Genomic DNA, 22,696 nt, shown 5'->3' on the forward strand with positions numbered 1-22,696 from the left:
GTGTATTCTTAATGAAGATAATCATTTAAATAATAAAGATGATTGAGTTAAATTTATTTCATTTTTAATAATTTTTACTATTTTTTGATCTTAAAATTTAAAATCTAAAAGCTAAAAAGATAATCTCATCTTTCTAATCTTAAAATTTCTAAAATAAGACGATTTATTATTAAAAAATCTTTATTTCTAAACAAAATTTTCAACTCTTTTTTAAAAAACACTTAAATAACTTTTTTCGTTTCTTATATCTAATAAATATAAAATATTTTTAAATAACAATTCTTTGTTTTCAGAATATGCATTTGTAAAAATTTCATTTTTCATTTTACCCAATGCAATTTAAAATAAATCTAAATTAGCGTTTAATATTAAAGTAAACACTAAATTACCATTATTAGTTTTGTTTTTATTTGCTTGTTTTTTTAAGAATTAAAAAAATTCCTTTACCATAATTATATTAATCCATTATTTTTTATGTTTTTTTAAATATAACAAAAACAAGAACTAAAAAATCAATCAATCATAGTATACAATTTGCTGTTCAAGTCTTTGTGAAAAAATATACAATAAATAAAATAAAAAGATAAAAAAATTGTTATAATTTAAAAAATTTTAATTAAGGAGAAGATATGTCATTAATAACTAATATTCATGCAAGAGAAGTTCTTGATTCGAGAGGTAATCCTACTATTCAAGTTGAAGTTAGAACCGAATTAGGTGGCTTTGGTTCTGCAATAGTACCTTCAGGAGCTTCTACTGGAACCAGAGAAGCTTTAGAATTAAGAGATCAAAACAATCAATATGCTAAAAATTGATTTGGTGGTAAAGGAGTTATGGAGGCTGTTAATAACGTTAATAACAAAATAGCACCTTTAATTATCGGGATGGAAGTAACTAATCAAAGAAAAATAGATAATAAAATGATTATGTTAGATGGAACAGATTTTAAGAAAAAATTAGGAGCTAATGCAATTTTAGGTGTATCACTAGCGGTAGCTAGAGCAGCTGCTAATGAATTAGATCTACCATTATATAGATATATTGGTGGAACAAACGCTAGAAAATTACCTGTACCTATGTTAAATGTTATAAATGGTGGTGAACATGCTTCTAATACCATTGATTTTCAAGAATTTATGATTATGCCTCTAGGTGCAAATTCTATTAGAGAAGCACTACAAGTTGCTAATTTTATTTTCCATAATTTAGCTAAATTATTAAAACAAAATAATCATGGGACACAAGTGGGAGATGAAGGAGGATTTGCACCTAATTTAACATCACACGAAGAAGCTTTAGACTTTTTAGTAAAAGCTATTAAATTAGCAGGGTATAATCCAGCTGTTTCAGGACCTAATGCAGTAGCTATAGCGTTAGATGCTGCAGCTTCTGAATTATATGATGAAAAAAATGAAAAATATGTATTTAAAAAATTAAAAGCAGCAATCGAATCTGGGGATAAAAATTTTGCTTCTATCAAAGCTAAAGTAGAATTTACTACTGATGAATTAGTAGAATATTATGCTCATTTATTTGAGAAATATCCAATTATTTCAGTTGAAGATGGTTTTGCAGAAGCTGATTGAGATGGTTTTCATAAATTTAATCAAAGATTTGGGAAAACCCATCAAATTATGGGAGATGATTTAACTGTAACTAATCCAGCTATTTTATCAGAAGCGATTAGAAAAAATTCTATTAATTCTATTTTAATTAAATTAAATCAAATTGGAACATTATCCGAAACAATTGATGCAATTGAATTAGCTCATAAAGCAGGATTTAGCGCAATTGTTTCTCACCGTTCTGGAGAATCAGAAGATACTACTATTGCTGATTTAGCTGTGGCTTTAAACGTTGGACAAATAAAAACAGGTTCATTATCTAGAACTGATAGAGTTGCTAAATATAATAGATTATTAGCGATCGAAGAAGAATTGGGTGAAATTTCTTCTTATGATGGAGAAAAAACATTTCATAATTTAAAAAGAAATGTTTAATATAAAATAATAAAAACAAAAACTCTACAAACAAATTTAATGTTTAAAAATTATTTTTGTTGTAGGGTTTTTGTTTTGCTATTTTTTTAATTTTTATCACAATTAAAAAAAAAGTTTTCTTGTTTTTTGATGAGAAAACATAATTATACATTTATATTATTATTTATTTTTACACTATTTTTCGTTTTCATTTATTTGTTATAAAAATAAATTTTTTTATTTTAGTTCTAGTTAAATAAAATTAATTCGTAAATTAATTCAAACTAATTAATGTTTTTTATATAAATTATTCATCAAAAAAAATTAAATTTTATTAAAAATTATAAATAAAAATTATATTTAAAAAAAATAAATCAAAAATTTTTAAAAAAAATATTATTGTTTTTTTACTTTTTTGTTATAATAAGTCTCCAAAAAAACAAAAAAAGGAGAAAAGTGAAAAAAAATATTTTAAAACAAATGATGGGTTCATTAGAAAAATCCAATAACAAACATCCGATTTTACTTGACCCTACACCACCGCAATATGTATATAGAGTGGATACAAGACCACCAGATGTAATTTTTAGAGAAGGATTTAGGAATCTTGGAAATGTGAGAAATTTCTTTGAGCATATAGTTTCTACTAACTTTGGTCAAAGTTATTTTGTATCTTTTTCAGATACACCAACAGCCGCTATAAGATTTTTTGGTAGTTGACTTAGAGCTTATGTACCACAACATCCTCGTGAAGCTTATTTATACGAAGTTAGAGCTGATGATCATTTCTATAACGCTAGAGGAACGGGTGAAAATTTAATTGATATCATTAGAACAGATCGTGTTACTTATGAATCAGGTGATTATGATATGGCTAGAATGGGACTTAATGCACTTAGAACATCTTTTTCATATCAAAGAGAATGATTCTCAGATGGACCAGTATTAGGAACTTCAATTAGATCTGCATGAAGAGTAGATGCTGTTCCTATCGATCCTACTCATGTTCACCACCCCGCAGGAAGGGTAGTTGAAACAACAAGAATTCATGAGCCTGAAATATTAAATGAACATTATGTAGAACTACCTACACATGCTAATCCAAATCCATGAACACCACAAGCAGTTGCACCATTTAGATTATCTGTTCCTCAAACTGCTAATGTTGCTGATGTTAGTGAAGGAGCTTCTGCATCTTATGCATTTGCTTGTCCAGATTGAAGTAGCGTATCAAATAATTTAAAAACAAATATTGCAAATAGTTCTAATATTTCACCATTAGATAAATGTATCTTCGAAGAAACAAATGAATATTCTTGAGATAAAATCCCTTTACTTGCGCCTAGTTATGGTAAAGAATATCAAAATCTTGAACTTTATTTAACCAATAATAAAGGTAAAAATTTTGTAATGTATGGTTACAATATGCCAAAACATTCTTTTACATATGTTGAAGAAACACAAAAAGATGAAGTAACGAGTTTATATGAAAACAGAACAAATAATGGTGTTTTACCAAATTTTATTTTCCATTATGATACTCAAGAAAGAATAGTTATGAATAAAACTAGCGGTGATGATTTATCATATTGTCTAACCGCTATAAAAACACCAGTCGCTGGGGTTTTTAAATTAATGTCTCATGTTGCGACAAACAATCATCCAGAGCAAAAATGATTTTTAGTACCAATGGCTAAAAATACTGGTTTACAAAATAAAAGATCAACAAGTTATAGATATAGAATATCTTCATTAATTTTCCCAAATAATAAAAGTGGAATTTATAGAAGAACTAACTCTACTGATCAAGGACTTTATTTAATTGCTGAAGGTGCAGTAACTAGTGAATTTGAAGAATTATTTCTTGAAATTGCAAATGATAAAACAGATTTTTCATTTTTAACACAAAGAGCTGCTTTGACTCATTTTTCTGAAATTAAATTAGAATGAGTTGATAACAACGGAAGTATTTATTCCCCATTATTAAGTGGTTGATCTTATAATAAAAGAGCAAATCCTTATAAATTCTTTTATGATTTTAAATCTGAAGCTATTTTCTTTGTTGAAGATAATGGCGACACTTATATTTTAACTAACAATAGATCGAGGTCGCTATATTCTTGAGATTGAATATCATGGATAAAAAAACCATTAAGTAGAGTTTGAATTGATACCGAAAAATGATTCTTTTCAGTAAGAGGCAGAAGACAAAGAAAATTTATAAATGAAAACTATAGAATTATTAGATCGCATTATAATAATGATTATTTAAAAGTTATTTATAGTGGTGCAAAATGAGGAGGCTGATATACGACTGACGTTCCTACAGAACCTAACTCTATTCGTGAATTTGACTTAACTTTCTATTTTGATAGATAAAAATACAAAATATACATATTAATAATTTTTAAATTGTAAAATATGTATATTTTTTTTATTTATTTTAGTTTTAATTTTTTCTAATAATTTTAAAATTTAGTTTTTTTCCTTTTTTGTTTTATAATTTATAAAGCTATTTATTTTATAAATAGTCACTTTACAATATAATTAATAAATTAATAAAATACAAAAAGAAGGGAAAATTTTAAAAAATTTTATTAAATTGAAATACCAAATTTAATAATAAAATAAATTCTTATAATTATGAAAATTTTTAAAAAGAAAAATATTTTTAAAACTTTATTTATGCTAAGTACAATAACAGCAGTAGGTACTGTTGTTTCTTGTGGGACACAAAATGTTGAGCCTAAAGTTAAATTAGCAACTGCACAAGGTGATATTTGACCACTAATGAGATCGTTAGCTCCTGTAATTAAATATTATAATAATGTTTATTTACCAGAAGAAAGAAAAAAAGATGAAAACAAAGATTTACTTGATGTTGAATTACTTTTTTCAGATACTACAAAAGCTGAGCATTCAGAAGTAAAATTAGCAAATCAATTATTATCACAATTAAAAAATAATTCACATCCAGGTTTAATTTATAACTTAGTTTTAGGAAATCAAGCTGCCGCATTTAATGCTCATCAGTATGATTCACTATTAGATATTTCAGATACTGTAATTAAACCAGATTTATTTAATCCAAGAATTTTAAAAGCTCATAATGAACTTGCAGGTCAAGGATTAGATCCTAATAAAATTTATAGCATTCCATTTGATGTAACTGATGTTGATGCATTAGTATTTAACTTAGATATTATGTATGAAATACTTACATTAATTAAAAATAATGGTGGAACAGTTGATGAAAATTCAAATATTTATAAAAAATCAATGGAAGCTATAACAAAAGGAACTGCCCTTTCAGAAAAAAGCTTATTTAAAAAATTAAAAGCAAAAAGCAATACTGTTTATAATGGATTAACTGTAAATGACAACACATTTAAAGGAATTTTAACAACTTTAGAATTTTCTAAGAAGTTTTACGATGGATTAGATATTGATTTTACAGGTACAGAAGGTGATGCTACTATCTTTACAATTGACTATCAACAAGATGCATTTTTTAAAGCTTTAAAAAATGAAACAGGTAAAGATTTAGTAACTGTTCAAGAGTATAAAGAAAAAAATCCAAAATTAGTAAATTACAATTTTGAAAAAGATACTGATTTTCAAAATAAATTTAAAGATTTATTTAGCAAATTTTCAGCTAAATCTGAAATCAAACAAACAGTTAATAAAACTACTTTAAATCAAAAAGATGAAAATGGAAATGCTAAAGAATCACAAGTGTTCTTTAATGTTAGATATGCTGCAAACGGAGCTACTGATTGAGCATCATGAGATATTAGAAATTTTAAAACTGCTATAGCTTATGCACCATTAGTAGGGGTTAACCAAACAGTGCAATCACCAGTTTCTAAATCATTTTTTGCAACATCAAAAAATGAAAATGGCGAAATTGTAATTAATGAAAATCTCTTTAAAACTTTTGCTACAAATGATGATGTTTACTACGAAGGACAAGTAATCAAAAATAGAGCCAGTGATCAAATAGAAACATATCAAAAAGGTGGATCTAATTTAATTGCTATTAAAACCGGAGATGAAAGATATGATAAATCTACAAAGCACTTTTTAAATTTCTTATTTAAAGGTCAAATTCAAGATTCTGAACTATCTTCAAATTTAATGATTAATGTTGCTGATTACATTGCTGAAAGTTCATCATATATAGTTCCAAGTAATGAATTCTTAAAACAAGAAAAAGTTACTGAATATGAAAATAAAATTAAAATGTATGAAGAAAAAATTAAGGAAAGCAATACAAAAAAAGAAGATAAAGAGCAATATGAACTTAGAATTAATAATTTAAGAGCTGCTATTATCACATTAAAAGGTGCGCTAAATTATCAAAATACAGAAAAAATTGGTTTATATAATACATACTCTTTAGATTCTAAATCATCAGAAGTGGTAAAATCAATTCAGGATTGATTATTAGATTCAACTAAAAAAAATGCAAATATAAAGGAAGTTACATCAGAAAAAGCTTTAGAACATATTTTAGGTTTAGTTAAGATTAAATAATTAATTTATTTAAATATGGAAAATAAAAATTTTAATTTTGATAATTTAATTACTATTGAAAATTTAAACTTCAAATACAATAAAAATTCAATAAATTTAAAAATTGATAAATTAGAATTACCAGAAAAGAAAATTATAACTTTTTTAGGACCTTCAGGTTCAGGTAAAACAACATTGTTAAATTTAATAGCGGGTTTTATTAAAAATAAGAATGTTAAAGTTAAAAATAATTTATCAATTAATGAAATAGGCTATATAATGCAAAATCATAGTTTATATGATAATGTTTCTGGTAAAGAAAATATTTATGTTAGTGCTAAAAATTCATATAATTGAAAATATTCAAAAAAAATAGATTTTTGAAAAAAATTTATTGAAGTTTTAAATTTAAAAAATAAAAAAATTATTTTAAACAAGATTAATAAAATCGAAAATTTCATTAAAGAAAAAAAATATTTGAAAATTAAAATTCAATTAAAATTAATTGAATTTTATTTTCTTTTTAATTTAAATTTTTGAAAAAATTTAAATAGATATAGATTAAGATATATCTTTAATAAAGAATTAACAAGTATTGTTAAACAATTAGAAATTGAAAAAATTATTAATAAAAAACCACATCAATTATCAGGTGGTGAAAAACAAAGAATTGCATTTGCAAAATCAATTATTAAAAATAATAAATTTATTATTATGGATGAACCTTTTTCAGCGCTTGATGCTAAAATCAAAGAGCAAACTATTGATTGATTGAAAAAAATTCAAAAACTTTATAATTTATCTATTATCATTGTTACACACGATCAAACAGATGCTATGAAAATTAGTGATTTAATTTTAGTGTTAAAAGATGGCGAAATTCAGCAAATTGGCAATAGTTTTGAATTATATAAAAATCCACAAAATATTTTTGTTGCTAAATTTATCGGATTCCCAGAGATAAATTTAATTCATGAAGATGAAAAATATTTTTATTATTTAAGAAATAGTGATTTAATTGTTCATAAATCAGATGAGCCAAAATGAAAAATTATTGATAAAAAATTAATTGGTGATTTATGACTTTATGACGTTAAATGACAAAATAGTGATAAAAGAACAAAAATAGCTATAAAAAGCAATAACTTCGAATTAAACGATCATATTAATTTAAAATATAAAAATAATGATTTATTAATTTTTGATAAAGTAACAGAAAAAAGAGTTTATATAAATCATGAATAAAAAAAAGAAAAATTTTCTTTATGAAAGAAAATTTGAATTTAAAAATTTTAACATTCATAAATCACTTTTTTGATTTTCATTATTAATTTTATTATTGTTTTTATTTTTATTTAATTTCTTACCACTTATTTATACTATTGATGATTCATTAAGAATATATAATCCAATATCAAGATTAGAATATAATTATGGATTAAAAAATTTTGAAGATGTTGTAAAAGATCCTATTTTTAATCAAGCATTAACAAATTCAACAATTTTATTTTTTGTTGCAACACCAATTGCATTACTATTCTCTTTGTTTTTTGCAATTATATTAAATAGTATTAGTTCAAAGATTACACGTAACTTTTGAACAACTGCGATTTATTCACAATTTTTTGTTTCAAGTTTCGCAATAGGAATTGTTTTTATTTATTTATTTGGTGAAAAAAATATTGCTTTCAGATTTATTTTTAATTCTGATTTTAGTTTTAGAGGTGAAAATAAAATAAGCATTTTATGACTTTATTTATTTTTCCAAATTTGAAGAGCTATTCCTTTTAATACTGTGTTATTTTCATTTTCAATTCAAAAAGCAATTAAAAAATACTATAAAAATATTAAAATCGATAACTTAAGTTTATATCACAAAATTAAATATGTTTATTTTAATGAAATTAAAAATTCTTTTTCTGTAATTTTAACTACAAATCTAATTTTTGCTTTCTTTATCTTTCCTTCAGCTTTTGTTGATTATAGATTAGAAGAAATTCAAGGCCACACTTTATCTAGTTATATTTATAATAAATTTTCGCCCTTAAATGATACATTAGACATATCATTTGAAAAAGCTGCTTCTTCTAGCATTATAAGTATGTTATATATATTATTTTTATTACTGATAATGCAAATGCTTTTAAAATTTAAAAAAATTATAGGATTTTTTAAGTATGATAAAAAAAATATTTAAAAATTTAATAATTAGTTTACTACTTTTCTTTTTAGTTTTAATTTTGCTTTTTCCAATTTATTATTTATTAATTTTTTCTTTTTTAACTAAAGAGGAATTTTTAAATAATAAAATTCCACTTTTTAAATTTAATCCTAATCTTTCTAATTATTATGAAATTTTTGATGGTAATTTTAAAAATGCTTTTTTATTAACAATTTTAACCGCACTAGTTATGATTATTTTTAGAAGTATTGTTTCAATAGCTGCTACAGTTGTTTTAATTAACCTAAACTTTAAATTAAAACAAATTTTCTTATTTTTAATTCTATTAATAAGTGTCATCCCTGAATTTAGTTTATATTTAGGGCTAAAAAATACATTATTAAAATTAAACTTAATTAATAGTAATTTTTTTCCTATAAGTTTAACTACAAACTCTATATTTAGTTATTTTTTATTAAAATATTTATTTAAAACAGCGGATAAAGTTAAAAGTGAAAAATATAAATTAATGATTAATGATAATCTAAGTTGATATGATAAATTTAGATTAGTTTATTTTAATGAATTAAAAATGGCATATTTTTTAATCATTATTTTTAGTGTTATAAATGTTTGAAACGATTTTTTATGACCGAATTTTTTATTAAGAGGTTTTAAAGAACAAAATATAACACTATGATTTAAAAATTTAGGGCAAACCAGCTTAGGTAATACATTTATTAATATACAAGCTGCCGGCGCTTTCTTTTCTCTTAGTATCCCATATGCTTTTTATTTAATTTTTTCTAATTTTATAAATAAACAGCTAAGTAAATAAAATAAATTAAAAGGTGATTTTATGAAAAAAAATAAAAAATTAAAAAAAATTCTTTTATTAGCTCCTATTGCATCATTTGCTAGTATCGCGACATTTATATCATGTTCTAAATCAAAAACTAATGATGGCGATACTAAACCTCCAATTGATGAAATAACCCCTCCTAATGTTGGTGTTACCCCCCCTGCTAACAGTTCTACCCCTCCTAGTGAAAATGTATTAGATCCAAAATTAACAAAAGTATTAACTTTAGAAGATAAAAAAAATTATCATAATATTTTTTTTAATAATGAATTATTAAATTTTTTTAGTAAATTAAATTCTAAAGAATTTAATGAGCTTGAAAACTTATTCAATATTAGTATAGAAGAAAATTTTAAATCTTTAGATAAAGAAAAATTAATAAATGATAAATTAAGAAAAATTTTAAGTATATTTAATATAAATTTTGATGATTTATTAAAAATTAATTTTTTTGAAAAAAATATTGATTCTTTTAGAGATAATGAAAGATATTATTCATTAAACGAGATAACAGCTTTACCTAATTTTGACGATAAAATTAAAAAAATTATGAATGGTGCAACAATACCATCGTTTTATACATCTCGAACATGAAGTGAATTATTAAAAAATCATATTAACGCTAATTATGAATTTATTAAATATTTTGAAGAATTTTTTAATCATTTCAAAAACATATGAAAAAAATATGTTTCTCAAAATTATGAAAATAGTTTTGCATTAAATAATTGATGAATAAACTATTCTTGGGATGAAAAAGACATAGATTGATTAGAAACAAAAAATAAAGAATTTTTTTCTGAAAACAACAAAATTACTTTTTTACCCAAATTTTATTTATCTGATTTAATTTTTAATCTAAAAATAAATAATAGTAGCATTAGTGAAAATGAATTGCAAAAATTAAGTTACTATGAAATTTCAAATAAAATCATAGTTCCAATAGAAAGGATTAGAAGTTCTTTTATTGAATTTGATTTCAATTCATCCGATTTTAACGAAGATTCATTTTTTAATGCACTGGATGAAATTAAAATTTTAAATCCCATAGATGATACAAATGAAAGCTTCATCACTTTTAAGGAATTATCTAAAAAAATAGATTTAAATAAATTAGATAAATATAATGAATTTTATCCTTTTTGAAAAAATAATAATTTATTCAAATCATGAAAAGATTTTATTCAGAATTATAAAAAAATTGAAATGAAAGCAAAAGAAATTTTTAATAAATACATTGTTAGATCGCTTGTTTCTGATGAATTAGAAAATAATGTAGAATATCTCAATATAAAAAATTTAAAAATTAAATCTCACTGAAAGATAGAAGATTTTTACTTTTTTGCAGATTATATAGATATAATTACAAATAAAAATAATCCTAATTATTTCTTTTTTAATGAATATTATTTAGATGTAATAAATAAAAAAAATTATGTTGATAATTTTAATTATTCTTCCGAAATAAATAGTTTCTTTAATAACAAAAATGAAATTTTTACTAAAGTTCAAAATAATGCAATTTTATACAGAAATTTAAATAATATAATTTCTAATATTTTAACTGAAAATGAAAAAATTACTTTATTATACAATCATAATATTTTTAAAATACTTGACTTTTTTATCGGGGAAAATTACACTATTCAAGAAAATATAAATTCTAAATTTTTAATTGAAAATACAACTTTAAATACACCACCATTATCTTTAAATGAATTGTTTTTAGAAAAAAATAAAAACATTTTAGAACAAATTAAAAATATAAATATTAATATTTCGTTTTCATCAAAATTAAACTATTTAAATTTTGATGAAATTCTAAAAATATACAACGATGAAGAAAATGAAATTTTAGAAATTTTAAATAAATACGTTGTAAATGATGATTTTAATAGTAATCCAATTAGTATTGGGATTGTGGATTTTAAAGCTTTTAGAATAAAAAAAATATGAGATAAAAGTGATTTTATTAAAATAGAAAAGTTTTTTGAAAAATGATTTTTCGATAATTTTCAATATAATGATTTCAAAAGAACCCCAGTTCATAGTTTGGATAAATTAATTTCTTTAGTTAATAAAAATATTAAAGAATATAAATCACAAAAAGCAAAAGAACAAAATATATTATTAGAACATACAAAAAATGATTTTAGTGAATTGAAAATTTTATCAAATATAAATTCAGTAAATGTAAAAGATAAACAATCATTAAAAAAAGAAATTGAAAATTTTTTCAAAATTGAAATTTTAAATATAGATAATAATAAAAAACTAGTTGAGAAAATTTCATTAGATAAATTAATTTCAAACCAAAGTATTTTAAATGAAACTACAAACCTGCTTAATAATTCGTTATCACCAAACTATCATAAAACAAATAACTGAAAAGATTTTTTAATTAAAGAAAATGAAATGATTAAAAAAGTTATTTTAATTTTAGAAAAAAATATCAAAATAAATAACTCAGATCCAAGTGATCAAATGAATAAATACATTGAATTTTACGATAATTTTTGAATTAATTCTAAATGAGATGTAAATGAATATGAATTCTTAATAAATTTAAATAAATCCGTTTTTGACTATGAAAATTTCAATGATTATGAAAAAAATGATATTTATTTGCTAAATTCATATCAAGAAAAATTATCTTTTTTAATTAGACATAAAAATGTTAAGAGAAATTGAATTTTAGAATTAAATTCCGAAATTGAAAAAAAATTATCTCAAAATAATGATATATCTTTTGTTTACGATGAACAAGCAATTAAAAAATTAAATATTTTTTCTATCTTTAATTCATCAATATATAACAAAGATATGTTTTCACACGCTGAAATAATTGAAAAAATTACAAATATATTAACATTTACAAATCCAATAAAATTAGAAAAAAGTGAAAAAATTTCATTAAAAAATATTTTAAATGATGAACAAATAAAAAATATTTTTATTCAAAATATATCCGATGATATTCTTGATCGTGAAAAAATAGATTTAAATTGGGAAACTTTTTTTAATGAATATGCAACATTTTTCAATAACCTAGAAAGAATTATAAAAACTTATATTGTTGATAAGAATGATAAAACATTATCAGATGATAAATATGTTTTAACAAAAAATAATTTTAAAATTAAAAAAATGTGAAAAATAAATGATTTTAATATTATGAATATATATATCGAAAGACTAATAGATAATTTAAATTATCAACTAAATAAATATATCGAAAAACAAATTTCTAATTCTCCAAGTTTAGTTAGAGAATTTAGTGAAAATGATGTTTTAAACGCTCTTAATCCAATACTTGAAAATTTAAATTCTTATGTTGAAAATAAGACCGAAACATTTGATGATGAAGATATATTTGAAAAATTTTTAAGTCATTTTAAAGTTTTTGACTCAACAATTGATTTAGAAAAAAATAAAATAAAGTTAAATGAAATTTTAAATAATCCAGATAAAAAAGCAGCTTTATTAACTTTACTTGATAGAAATAAAGATTATAATTACATATTTGAACTTTTAGAATTCGAAGAACCAAGCGAAAAATGAACTTGAGAAACCATTTTAACACATTATTTAAAGGAATATGAAGCTATTAAAAGTATTTTAAAGAAATATATTAAATTAGCTAATAATATTCAAAATGAAAATGATGAATTCTTCCAATTTGCTCAAAAAATATGAGTGAAAAAATCATGAATAGTTTCTGATTATCTTAAACTTAAAGATTCTTATTATTGAGTTTTACCATTAAATGAATATAATAGAATTATAAATTTTGATTATGAAAATGAAAATGAAACAACTCATGTTCCTCTTATTAAATTAAACAAAATATTATATAGAAAAATTAAAGAAAAAAGAAACCAATAAAGCCTATTGGTTTCTTTTTTAATATATAAAATCAATTAATCTAAAGTAACTTCAGCACCTAAAGCTTCTAACTTAGCTTTAATTTCTTCAGCTTCAGAAACTTTAACGTTTTCTTTAATAATAACTGGAACGCTATCAACTAATTTTTTAGCTTCCATTAATCCTAATCCTAATAATTCTTTAACAGTTTTGATAACTTGAACTTTTTGTCCACCATCAGATTTTAAAGTAATATTAACTTCGCTTTTAGCTTCAGCAGCAGCTTCTGTAGGAGCAGCTGTAACTGCAACAGCAGAAGGATCGATTCCGAATTCTTCTTTCATTGCTTCTACTAATTCCATTACTTCTTTAATTGACATTTCTTTTAATGATTCAATAAATGCTTCTTTTGTTAATTTTGCCATTTTATATTTCTCCTATCTTTTTTTTATTATTTATTTAATTTATTTTCATCAACTAACATTTTTAGACCGACTGATAATTGTCTCAATCCGCCCAATAATGAACTCGCAAGCATTGTAAGTGCTTCTTCATAATTTGGTAAGCTTGCAACTTTTTGCGCTTCCATAGCATCAATAACAGTATTTTCGTAAATTCCACCCTTTAAAATAACATTAGGATGTTTTTTAGCGAATTTAGAAATTATTTTAGCTGGTGCAATTGCATCTTTATTTCCAAAAGCAAAAATATTCGGACCTTTTAATGTTTCTTCTAATTTATCATATCCTAATGAATTAGCTGCAATTTTAAAAAGTCTATTTTTATAAACTTTAATGTTTATATCGTTAGATTTTAATTCTTCTCTTAAATCTTCTAATTCACTAACTTTAAGTCCACGATATTCAGCAATAATTAAAGATGAAGAATTACTTAAATTATCTTTAATTTCAGAAACGATGTTTTCTTTTTCTTCTCTAAAGGAATTCATTTAACCTCCTTTTTTATTTTTCATTAATTTGCAATAATGTATTTAAAGATCATATATTCAAATAACAAATTAAGTATTTTTATATACAGTTATTATCTCCATATATTGCATTAAATATTTTACCAAAAAAGTTAATTTTTAAAAGTTGAAAACATTTTTTTTAATATTTTATTTTGCTATTAAATTTAATGATTTGTTTATTTTTTCACTATACTAAAAAAAATAATGAAAAAATGCCAAAAAATGGCATTTTTTTGATTATAAAATTCTAAAGTAAATTTATAGTAATTAAACTAAAGCTATTTTACCTAAAACTACAGCTTTTTTAGCTCCTGTTGCATTAGGGATATTTCCTGGCAGTTTATTTAATGTTAAATATCTTCGACATTTTCTAAACAAGTATATAAAGCTTTTTTTCCACCAGCTATTAATGCTATAAATTTATTTTTTACTCCATAAGTAGGGTAAATTTCTGCAGCTTCTAAAATTCCTATTCTTCCCGAAGTGCCAGCACCAACATAAATTACTCTACCATTTTTATTTTTTAAACACTTATAGGCAATTTCAATCATTTGAGTAATTTTTTCAGTTTCTTTTTCTACTGCTTTAGCTACTAATTGATCTTCAAAATTAATCTTTTTAACAATGTCTAATGAAAATAATTTTGATAAATTTATAGTTCTTTCATTTTTATGTTCTGTTTATAAAAAATTTATTTCTTTATTCATAAAATTAACTATTAATTTTTCACAGAATTTAACTAAATTTTAGGATCTAATGTTCTATAAATTAAAAGTCCAGGAATTGTTCTTTGCTTTCCAATTTCAGAGCTATTATATTTAGATGAAAAATTTTGATTAGCAATATATTCTACAAGGGGAACATCAACAACTAATAATTTATCTTTTTTAGAAGATGCATTACGATAATAAGCAACATCATCTTTAAAAATTAAATAGCCACAATGAGTTAAATCTAATCAATCATTTAATGAATAACCAGCTGCAAGCATAATTAAATCACCTGACTGAAAATTATTTTTTTAAAAATTAATTATTAATGAAATCCAAGTCAATATATTTAATTTCACGCCCAATAATTGGTACACCTTTTAGCACCTCTTCACGTACTTCTTCTATAGCTAAAGTGTTATTTGAAATTTTACCATTACGTTTAAAACGCTTTGAACCAATAGTAACTATTTTATCATTAAAAGTATTTGACTTTGAAACTAAATCTTCAGCAATTTTAATTGTTTCTTTTTTATTTTCGCTATCTTTATCAAAAAAACCTCAATCAGTAAAAAAATGTTTTCTTGTTGAATAATCAATTTTTGAATGAGCATAACAAGTTTTAACAAGAGATTCCAAAAATCCTTTTTCACTATTTGTCTCATCAATTAAAAAGGCATTTACGTAGTCGAAATATGTAAAACAATCAAATTCATTTAATAGAACAACTAATTTTTCTTGTTTATCAGCATTTCCGAACATTCGATTTGCAAAATAAGGAATTCCACCAAAAACATTTTTAGTATCTTTATTAATTTCTTTTGCTTTTTTGTTGAAATATTCTAAAAAATAACCGCTTAAAAAAACAATTTTCTCATTAGTTGACATTTTTTTATATTCTTCTTTTTGTTTTTCTGTATTTAATTCTTCAATTATTTTTAAGCTTAACTCATTTGTAATAATTGGTAAATTAAATTCATATTTTTTATCACCTTTATTTGAATTATGTAAATAAGCAAAATATTTTTGTTCTTTTTTATAATTAGCAAATATTTTTTCAAATATTTCTAGTGATAGATCAAGCTCATTTTTAGCTTGCTTTATTTTTTCTTTTTGCATTTCTTTTGAAATTTGCTTAGTTTTATTTTCAGCAAGTCTTTCTTCATATTTTTTTAATAAATCTTCTTCATTTAAAAACGATTTATTTTTTGATTTTAATAATTCAATTTCTTTTTTAAGTGAACTTATTTTTTCTTCGTCAAACGTAATTTTTTTATCAAGTTCTTCGAATGACTTAACAATTTCATCATAAGTTTTTTCAAATGATTTTTTTTAGTTTTTCATAATCTTTATTTATTTTGGTTTAAGACTCTGAATGAGCATCTAAAGCATCATGAAAAACAGAATTTAATTGACTAATGTCAATTTCTTTATACAAATTTTCAATTTTTTCATTTTGTGCACACGAAACAGCGCTTGTTAAAGTTACGATAGGTACTGTTAAAAAAAGAAATTTAAATTTATTTTTTTTAAGCATATTCTCCTTTCTGGTTGTTTTACATAAAAATTATGCATTAATAAAGAGAATAAAAATTTGATAATTTATAAAATTTTTATATTTTGAATATTTTAAAAATGTGGTATAATATATAAAAAATTTTTAAAATGCATAATTCATTTAGCAAAAAAAAAAAAAACTATTTTTTTTTTTTTTTTTTTGCTAATTTTGATATGAACTTCTTTCTAAAAAATCATAGTTAGTTGGATCTGTTCTTGATTCTTTAAGAATTTTATTAAAAAATAAAAGAGTTTTTTCCTTAATTTCGCTTGAAAAAATTCTAAGCCCATCTTGGCGTTCATTTGAAGATATTTTGAAAAAATAATTTATTTTAGATTTTAAATGTTGGGGCATTCACGAACTTACTAAAACAATTTTTGTTTTTGTAGTTTCCATAATATCGACAATTCATTTATGTTGAAGTGAAACAGAATTAACAATTATCAAATCATTTTCAGTTAATATTTTACTTATCCCGATTTGTTCATATTTATTTAAAACATGAATGCAATTTTTATTCATTCTTAAAAGTTGAATTTGAAAGTCCATATTAATGCCGGTTGGCCTGAAACTCCAATTAAATGAATCTTATTTGATTTGTTAATTAAATCAGCTATTTTTTTAAAAATCAAATTCTTTTTAGTTTTTTGCTCTTTATTTTTTAAATGAATTGATTGGTTGTAAATATAAATAATTTCGGCAGCATTATTAAATTTAATTTTTTTAGCAAAAATACTAAATGCACTGAGAGAAATACCAATTTCATAACAAAAATCTTTAGCTTTATTGATAAAAATGTTATTTTTACTTCTATTTAATAACTCTTTTGCAATGTAAGAATTTATATCATTTACTGAGTTTTTTATTTCAATTAATTTAGAAATAAATTCTACATCTTTATCATTTTTCTTACTTGAGTTCATAAAAACATTATATCAAAATTATATTTTTAATTTTGATGCTAATTTTTCCAAATAAAAATTGAAACTAAAAAAACATTATTTTTGTTTTTATTTCACAAAAATAATGTTTTTTTATTCTCTATAATCATCTTCTCAAGTAAATTCATAATCTAAAATTCTTACTGTATCACCTACATTTATTTTAAGTTTCACTAACTCATCTCAAACACCTAATTTTTTTAATTGATAATTAAAACGTATTAAGTTATCATGAGAAACTAAAGGAATTTTGTGATAAATTTTTTCAATTTCTGGCCCTATAATTTCAAATAAACCTTCATGAATTTTTTTTATTTCATGCCAATTTTCTAATTTTATATTAATTTCAGAATATGTTTTTTCTAAAACGTCAATTTTTGTTTTAGATAAACTATCTCAAAGAATTTGTTTTAGATTTTCAATGTTATTTTTTTCTAAAGCACTTATTTCAACAATTTTTATTTTAGGAAATTGTTTTTTAAACTCATTAACTTTTTGACTAAAATGCTCTAAATCTGATTTATTTGCAACAACAATTTGTTCACGTTTAGCAAGTTGTAAATTATATTGTGAAAGTTCATTATTAATTTGTTCAAAATCGCTAATAGGATCTTTTTCATTTGAGCCAAAATCAATCACATGAGCAATTATTTTACATCTTTCGATGTGTTTTAAAAATTGATGCCCTAGCCCTTTTCCTTCTGAAGCTCCTTTAATTAGTCCAGGGAGATCGGCAACTACAAATGAATTATCAAAATATTTTACTAATCCTAATTGAGGAACTAGAGTTGTAAAATCATAATTTGCAATTTTAGGTTTTGCATTTGAAATTTGGGACAAAATAGTTGATTTTCCAGCTGATGGCTTACCTACAAAACCTACATCAGCTAAAACTTTTAATGTTAATTTTAAATCAAATTTTTCACCTAAATCACCGTTTTCACATAGTTTAGGCGCTGTATTTCTGGATGATTTAAATTTGGTATTTCCTTTCCCACCTTTCCCACCTTTAGCAATTAAATATGGCCTTTGTTCAATAATATCATGCATTAAATTATTATTTTCATAAACTAAAGTTCCTAGTGGAACATCAATATAAACATCTTTCCCTCTGGCTCCATATTGATTTTTTCTTCTTCCTTTTTCACCATCATAACCTTTAATTGTTTTTTGTAAATAAAGATGTAAAAGGGTGTTTTTTCCAGGATGACCTACAAAATAAATGGAACCTCCATCGCCTCCATCGCCTCCATCAGGCCCTCCTCTATCAACATGAGCCTCTCTTCTGAAGGAAATAATACCATCTCCACCCTTCCCAGCTATTACTTTTATTTTTACTTCATCAACAAATTTCATATTCACTCCTTAATACTAAAATTAAATAGTATATAATATAATATACTTTAAATTTTAAAAAAAATATTAATATAGGGAAGAAAATGAAAAAAATTAGAACTAGATACGCTCCAAGCCCTACAGGTTTTTTACATATAGGGGGGGCTAGAACAGCTTTATTTAACTATTTATTTGCAAAACATTATAATGGTGATTTTATTTTAAGAATTGAAGATACTGATGTAGCTAGAAATGTTACAGGAGGAGAAGAATCCCAGTTAAATAACTTACAGTGATTAGGAATTATTCCTGATGAATCACCTATTAATCCAAATGTTAAATATGGTAAATACCGTCAAAGTGAAAAACTTGCTAGATATCAACAAATTATTGATGTATTAATCGAAAGAAAAATCGCTTATAAAGCTTATGATAATTCCGAAGAATTAGCACAACAAAGAAAAGAACAAGAACAAAAAGGAATTTTTAGTTTTAGATATGATAAAAACTGATTAAAAATTTCTGAGCAAGAAAAACAAAAAAGAGAACAAAATAAAGAATATTCAGTTAGAATTCATTTACCTAAAGATGAAATTTATAGTTGAAATGATATTGTAAGAGGAAAAATTAGTGTTAATACAAATGACATCAGTGATTGAGTTATTCAAAAATCAGATGGTTTTCCTACATATAATTTTGCTGTTGTTATTGATGATCATGATATGGAAATTAGCCATGTTTTAAGAGGTGAAGAGCACATTACTAACACTCCAAAACAAATAGGCGTTTATAAAGCTCTAGGATGAAAAATTCCGGAATTTGGTCATTTAACTATTATTACGAATATGGAAGGTCAAAAGTTATCTAAAAGAGATTTTAGTGTTAAACAATTTATCGAAGATTACAAAAATTCAGGTTATTTACCAGAAGCCATTTTTAATTTTTTAGCTTTATTAGGTTGAACTAGTGAAGATGCAAAAGAAATTTTTACAAAAAATGATTTAATAAAAGCATTTGATGAAAAAAGATTATCAAAATCACCTTCAAAATTTGATATTAAAAAAATGGAATGATTCTCCAAACAATATATGAAAAATACTGATAATAATTTTATAGCGACAAAATTAATAACAGCTAAAGAAAAAAATTGATTAAACTTATTTATTGATATCTACAAACAAAATTCAATTAATTTTAATGATTTACAAAATTCTCTTTTAATTTATGAAGATATAAAAAGTGAAAATCAATTTGAATTTAATGAGCAAGAAAATGAAGTTATCAAAACATTTGCAAATTTTTTAAAAGATAGTGATTTTAATGTTGAAAGCATTCAAAATGCGATAAATCAAACAAAACAACAAACAAAGTTAAATGGTAAAAATCTCTTTATGCCGATTAGAAAAGCTATAACAAATCAAGAGCATGGGCCAGAATTGGCTTCAAGTATTTATCTTTTTGGACAAAAAATAATTTTTGAAAGATTAAAAAAATGAAAATAAATTTTCATTCTATTCAAACTCATAACGGAAATAAAGAAATAATTAAGTTTACTTCTCAATTAAAGTTAAAAAAAAATAAACAAACTACTTTTTTAGAGTTTTTAAATCCTAATAATAATTTCTTTATAAAAATTTATTTTCATAAGGAAAAAATTTTAATTTTTCATGGAGAAAATAAAATAGAACTTATACTAAATAAAATGATTTCAAATAAAATAAAAACACCATATGGTGATTTTATTTTATTATTTTTACTTAATTTTTTTAAAAAAAATGAAAATATTTTTCTAATTAAATATTCTAGTTTTTATTCTAACAATGAAAAAGCATATGATTTTGAATTAAAATTAGAAATAAAAAATTAAAATGATTTTTTAATTTATATTTTTTTATTTTTTATTTATAAGCAATTTTAAAAATTAAATTTAGATTGTAATTTTTTATCTTAAAAATTTTCATTTTCTTCATTAATTTTAAATAAAAATTCCATTGATTCTAAAGTTTTAAGCTCGTTATTTTTAAATTCAATTTCATATTTTTTCTTATAAGGAAAAAAATAAATATAATCTTTATCTATATTTGTACGTGCTGGAGTAAAACGATTAACATCTTTTAGATTAAAACGTCAAATTTCTATTTTATTATTTGTTATTTTAGGATAAATGTGATTAACATGATTAAAAAAGTATTCGCTTCAGATAAAAAAAATGCAACTACATTATATTTTTCAAAAAAAATCATTTAAATTATTATTTAATTTATAATTAGGAAAATATTTTTTATATTCTTTATAACTCTTAATAATTATTTGTTTTTGATTAATAATATCTTTAACTGTTTCATAAGAAATGAATTCTTGCTTTTTGTTGATTAGTTTGTTTTTTATTTCATTAGTTAATAAATAATATTTAGGTCCGTATAATTTTTCATTAGTTATATCTCATATGTCGTAATGTTTTGAAATTATTTCTCGTGCTTTACGATTTAATTCTTTAATTTGTTTTTCGTTTAAAAAGAAGTTTTTATTATTTTCTTTTTTATATTTTTCTAAAAGTTCTTTTAAATTACGATCGCTTGGATATAGAATTTTATTTTCTGATGGGGGGGATTTGATATTTTTTTCACTATATAAGAACAATTTGTTAAAGATCAAAGCGCCTCTAAACTTAAAATGATTCCAGCATAGCAAAATATTTTTTAAGTTTAGTTTTCGGCATATGCAACTCCCACATGCTATTTGTTTTTATTCTCCAAATTTAAATTTGAATATTATATATTTTTAATTTTGTTGTTCATTTTCCTCATTAATTTTATACAAATATTCTATTGATTCTAAAGTTTTAAGTTCATTATTTTTAAATTCAATTTCATATTTTTTTTCATAAGGGAAAAAATAAATATGGTCTATTCCTATATTACCAGTTTTAGGGGTGTGAAGATTAATATCATTTAAATTAAAACGTCAAATTTCAATTTTATCGCCTGTTTTTTTAGGATAAATATGATTAATGCTATTAAATAAAACATAAGGACTTGAAAAATAAAATGCAACTACATTATATTTTTCAAAAAAATCATTTAAATTATTATTTAATTTATAATAAGGAAAATATTTATCATATTCTTCCTTATTTTTAATAATTATTTTTTCTTTCTTTATAATATTTTGGATAGTCTTATAAGAAATAAATTCTTTATTTTGTTCAATTATTTTTTTTCTTCTTCAATAGGTAAAGAATTTTTTTTAAAACCATAAAAGATTTTCCTAGTTATATTTCATTTATCATAATGTTTTGAAATTATTTTTTCAGCTTCATCATTTAATTTATCAATTTGTTTTTCATTTAAAAAAAAGTTTTTATTATTCTCTTTTTTATATTTTTTCAATAAATCCCTAATATTTTGAACACTTATATCTGTATTATTATCTTTAATTCCAATTAAATATGAACAACTAGTTAAAGTTCAAAAGCTTCCTAAGCTTAAAACTGCTCCAACATAACAAAACATTTTTTTAAGTTTAATTTTTAACATATGTTACCGCCAAAACATCATTTATTGAATTTTCAAAAATATTTGAATATTTTTTAACTCTTATTCTATATTTTCCAGATTCATTAATATCATAATCAATCACTTCGACATTGCTATTTACAACCGTTACTGATTTAATCGCTTCTCATGAATAACCATTTCATTTTTCAAAATATAAATCAAAATCTGTAAAAAATTTATTATTTTGTCTTTTTTCAGTTTCACCTTTTTTTAATCATTCTTCATTATTATGTTCGAGATTTCA

The 22,696-nt window shown here is 22.3% G+C and carries 20 protein-coding genes and 2 pseudogenes; 9 read left to right on the forward strand and 13 right to left on the reverse strand.

Features of this window, described 5'->3' with window-relative positions; genetic code table 4:
* Window positions 1-629: 629 nt before the first annotated feature.
* From eno to T403_RS0102570, 7 genes are all read left to right on the forward strand, one after another.
* A complete protein-coding gene (gene eno / locus T403_RS0102540) occupies window positions 630-2,000 on the forward strand; it encodes a phosphopyruvate hydratase (protein WP_033161261.1) in 1,371 nt (456 codons plus the stop codon).
* 435 nt (window positions 2,001-2,435) lie between these two features.
* Entirely contained in the window at window positions 2,436-4,358 is a 1,923-nt protein-coding gene (locus T403_RS0102545; RefSeq protein ID WP_051619099.1) for a hypothetical protein, read from the forward strand.
* A 264-nt stretch (window positions 4,359-4,622) separates the two neighbouring features.
* Complete coding sequence (locus T403_RS0102550) at window positions 4,623-6,515, forward strand: P68 family surface lipoprotein (RefSeq protein WP_033161262.1); 1,893 nt, start codon at window positions 4,623-4,625, stop codon at window positions 6,513-6,515.
* 15 nt (window positions 6,516-6,530) lie between these two features.
* Window positions 6,531-7,739, forward strand: a complete 1,209-nt coding sequence (locus T403_RS0102555; RefSeq protein WP_033161263.1) for an ATP-binding cassette domain-containing protein — start codon at window positions 6,531-6,533, stop codon at window positions 7,737-7,739.
* The gene (locus T403_RS0102560; RefSeq protein WP_033161264.1) at window positions 7,732-8,691 is read left to right on the forward strand and encodes a carbohydrate ABC transporter permease; all 960 of its coding nucleotides are present in this window, start codon (window positions 7,732-7,734) and stop codon (window positions 8,689-8,691) included. Before T403_RS0102555 ends, T403_RS0102560 begins: the two co-directional genes overlap by 8 nt.
* Entirely contained in the window at window positions 8,672-9,493 is an 822-nt protein-coding gene (locus tag T403_RS0102565; protein WP_033161265.1) for an ABC transporter permease family protein, read from the forward strand. Before T403_RS0102560 ends, T403_RS0102565 begins: the two co-directional genes overlap by 20 nt.
* Before the next feature lie 21 nt (window positions 9,494-9,514).
* Window positions 9,515-13,402, forward strand: coding sequence for a hypothetical protein (locus tag T403_RS0102570; RefSeq protein ID WP_033161266.1), 3,888 nt, complete (start codon window positions 9,515-9,517; stop codon window positions 13,400-13,402).
* Window positions 13,403-13,437: 35 nt separating this feature from the next.
* On the opposite strand, the gene rplL is transcribed toward T403_RS0102570, so the two are convergent.
* From rplL to obgE, 10 genes and pseudogenes are all read right to left on the reverse strand, one after another.
* Window positions 13,438-13,806 carry a 50S ribosomal protein L7/L12 gene (gene rplL, locus T403_RS0102575; RefSeq protein WP_033161267.1) on the reverse strand — a complete coding sequence of 123 codons (369 nt, stop codon included), beginning with the start codon at window positions 13,804-13,806 and terminating at the stop codon, window positions 13,438-13,440.
* A 26-nt stretch (window positions 13,807-13,832) separates the two neighbouring features.
* A complete protein-coding gene (gene rplJ, locus T403_RS0102580; protein ID WP_033161268.1) occupies window positions 13,833-14,330 on the reverse strand; it encodes a 50S ribosomal protein L10 in 498 nt (165 codons plus the stop codon).
* 288 nt (window positions 14,331-14,618) lie between these two features.
* Complete coding sequence (locus T403_RS04695; protein ID WP_408631973.1) at window positions 14,619-14,729, reverse strand: anhydro-N-acetylmuramic acid kinase; 111 nt, start codon at window positions 14,727-14,729, stop codon at window positions 14,619-14,621.
* Window positions 14,702-14,902, reverse strand: coding sequence for an N-acetylmuramic acid 6-phosphate etherase family protein (locus T403_RS04245; protein WP_051619101.1), 201 nt, complete (start codon window positions 14,900-14,902; stop codon window positions 14,702-14,704). Before T403_RS04245 ends, T403_RS04695 begins: the two co-directional genes overlap by 28 nt.
* A gap of 188 nt (window positions 14,903-15,090) precedes the next feature.
* Window positions 15,091-15,357, reverse strand: a pseudogene (locus tag T403_RS04645) (N-acetylmuramoyl-L-alanine amidase-like domain-containing protein); the annotation flags it as partial.
* 22 nt (window positions 15,358-15,379) lie between these two features.
* Window positions 15,380-16,180, reverse strand: coding sequence for an N-acetylmuramoyl-L-alanine amidase-like domain-containing protein (locus T403_RS04650; protein WP_051619103.1), 801 nt, complete (start codon window positions 16,178-16,180; stop codon window positions 15,380-15,382).
* Between the two features lie 244 nt (window positions 16,181-16,424).
* On the reverse strand, window positions 16,425-16,598 hold the full coding sequence (locus T403_RS04445; RefSeq protein WP_156933552.1) for a hypothetical protein: 174 nt from the start codon (window positions 16,596-16,598) through the stop codon (window positions 16,425-16,427).
* 183 nt (window positions 16,599-16,781) lie between these two features.
* On the reverse strand, window positions 16,782-17,141 hold the full coding sequence (locus tag T403_RS0102600) for a hypothetical protein (RefSeq protein ID WP_169734601.1): 360 nt from the start codon (window positions 17,139-17,141) through the stop codon (window positions 16,782-16,784).
* Window positions 17,142-17,143: 2 nt separating this feature from the next.
* Window positions 17,144-17,542, reverse strand: coding sequence for a hypothetical protein (locus T403_RS0102605; RefSeq protein WP_033161271.1), 399 nt, complete (start codon window positions 17,540-17,542; stop codon window positions 17,144-17,146).
* Window positions 17,543-17,653: 111 nt separating this feature from the next.
* Window positions 17,654-18,916, reverse strand: a complete 1,263-nt coding sequence (gene obgE / locus T403_RS0102610) for a GTPase ObgE (protein ID WP_033161272.1) — start codon at window positions 18,914-18,916, stop codon at window positions 17,654-17,656.
* Between the two features lie 83 nt (window positions 18,917-18,999).
* Here obgE and gltX point away from each other — a divergent pair, with 83 nt between their 5' ends.
* Complete coding sequence (gltX, locus tag T403_RS0102615; protein ID WP_033161273.1) at window positions 19,000-20,397, forward strand: glutamate--tRNA ligase; 1,398 nt, start codon at window positions 19,000-19,002, stop codon at window positions 20,395-20,397.
* Window positions 20,388-20,762, forward strand: a complete 375-nt coding sequence (locus T403_RS0102620) for a hypothetical protein (protein WP_033161274.1) — start codon at window positions 20,388-20,390, stop codon at window positions 20,760-20,762. The genes gltX and T403_RS0102620 overlap by 10 nt, the downstream gene beginning before the upstream one ends.
* 353 nt (window positions 20,763-21,115) lie before the next feature.
* Here T403_RS0102620 and T403_RS0102625 read toward each other — a convergent pair whose 3' ends face one another.
* The 3 genes and pseudogenes from T403_RS0102625 to T403_RS04480 form a co-directional block, all read right to left on the reverse strand.
* On the reverse strand, window positions 21,116-21,535 hold the full coding sequence (locus T403_RS0102625; protein WP_156933553.1) for a hypothetical protein: 420 nt from the start codon (window positions 21,533-21,535) through the stop codon (window positions 21,116-21,118).
* A 569-nt stretch (window positions 21,536-22,104) separates the two neighbouring features.
* Window positions 22,105-22,431 carry a hypothetical protein gene (locus T403_RS0102630; RefSeq protein WP_033161276.1) on the reverse strand — a complete coding sequence of 109 codons (327 nt, stop codon included), beginning with the start codon at window positions 22,429-22,431 and terminating at the stop codon, window positions 22,105-22,107.
* A pseudogene (locus T403_RS04480) lies at window positions 22,418-22,696 on the reverse strand (S8 family serine peptidase); the annotation flags it as partial. The pseudogene T403_RS04480 and the gene T403_RS0102630, both read right to left, overlap by 14 nt.

The organism is Mycoplasma collis ATCC 35278 (assembly GCF_000701825.1).
Taxonomy (GTDB): domain Bacteria; phylum Bacillota_I; class Bacilli_A; order Mycoplasmatales; family Metamycoplasmataceae; genus Mesomycoplasma_A; species Mesomycoplasma_A collis.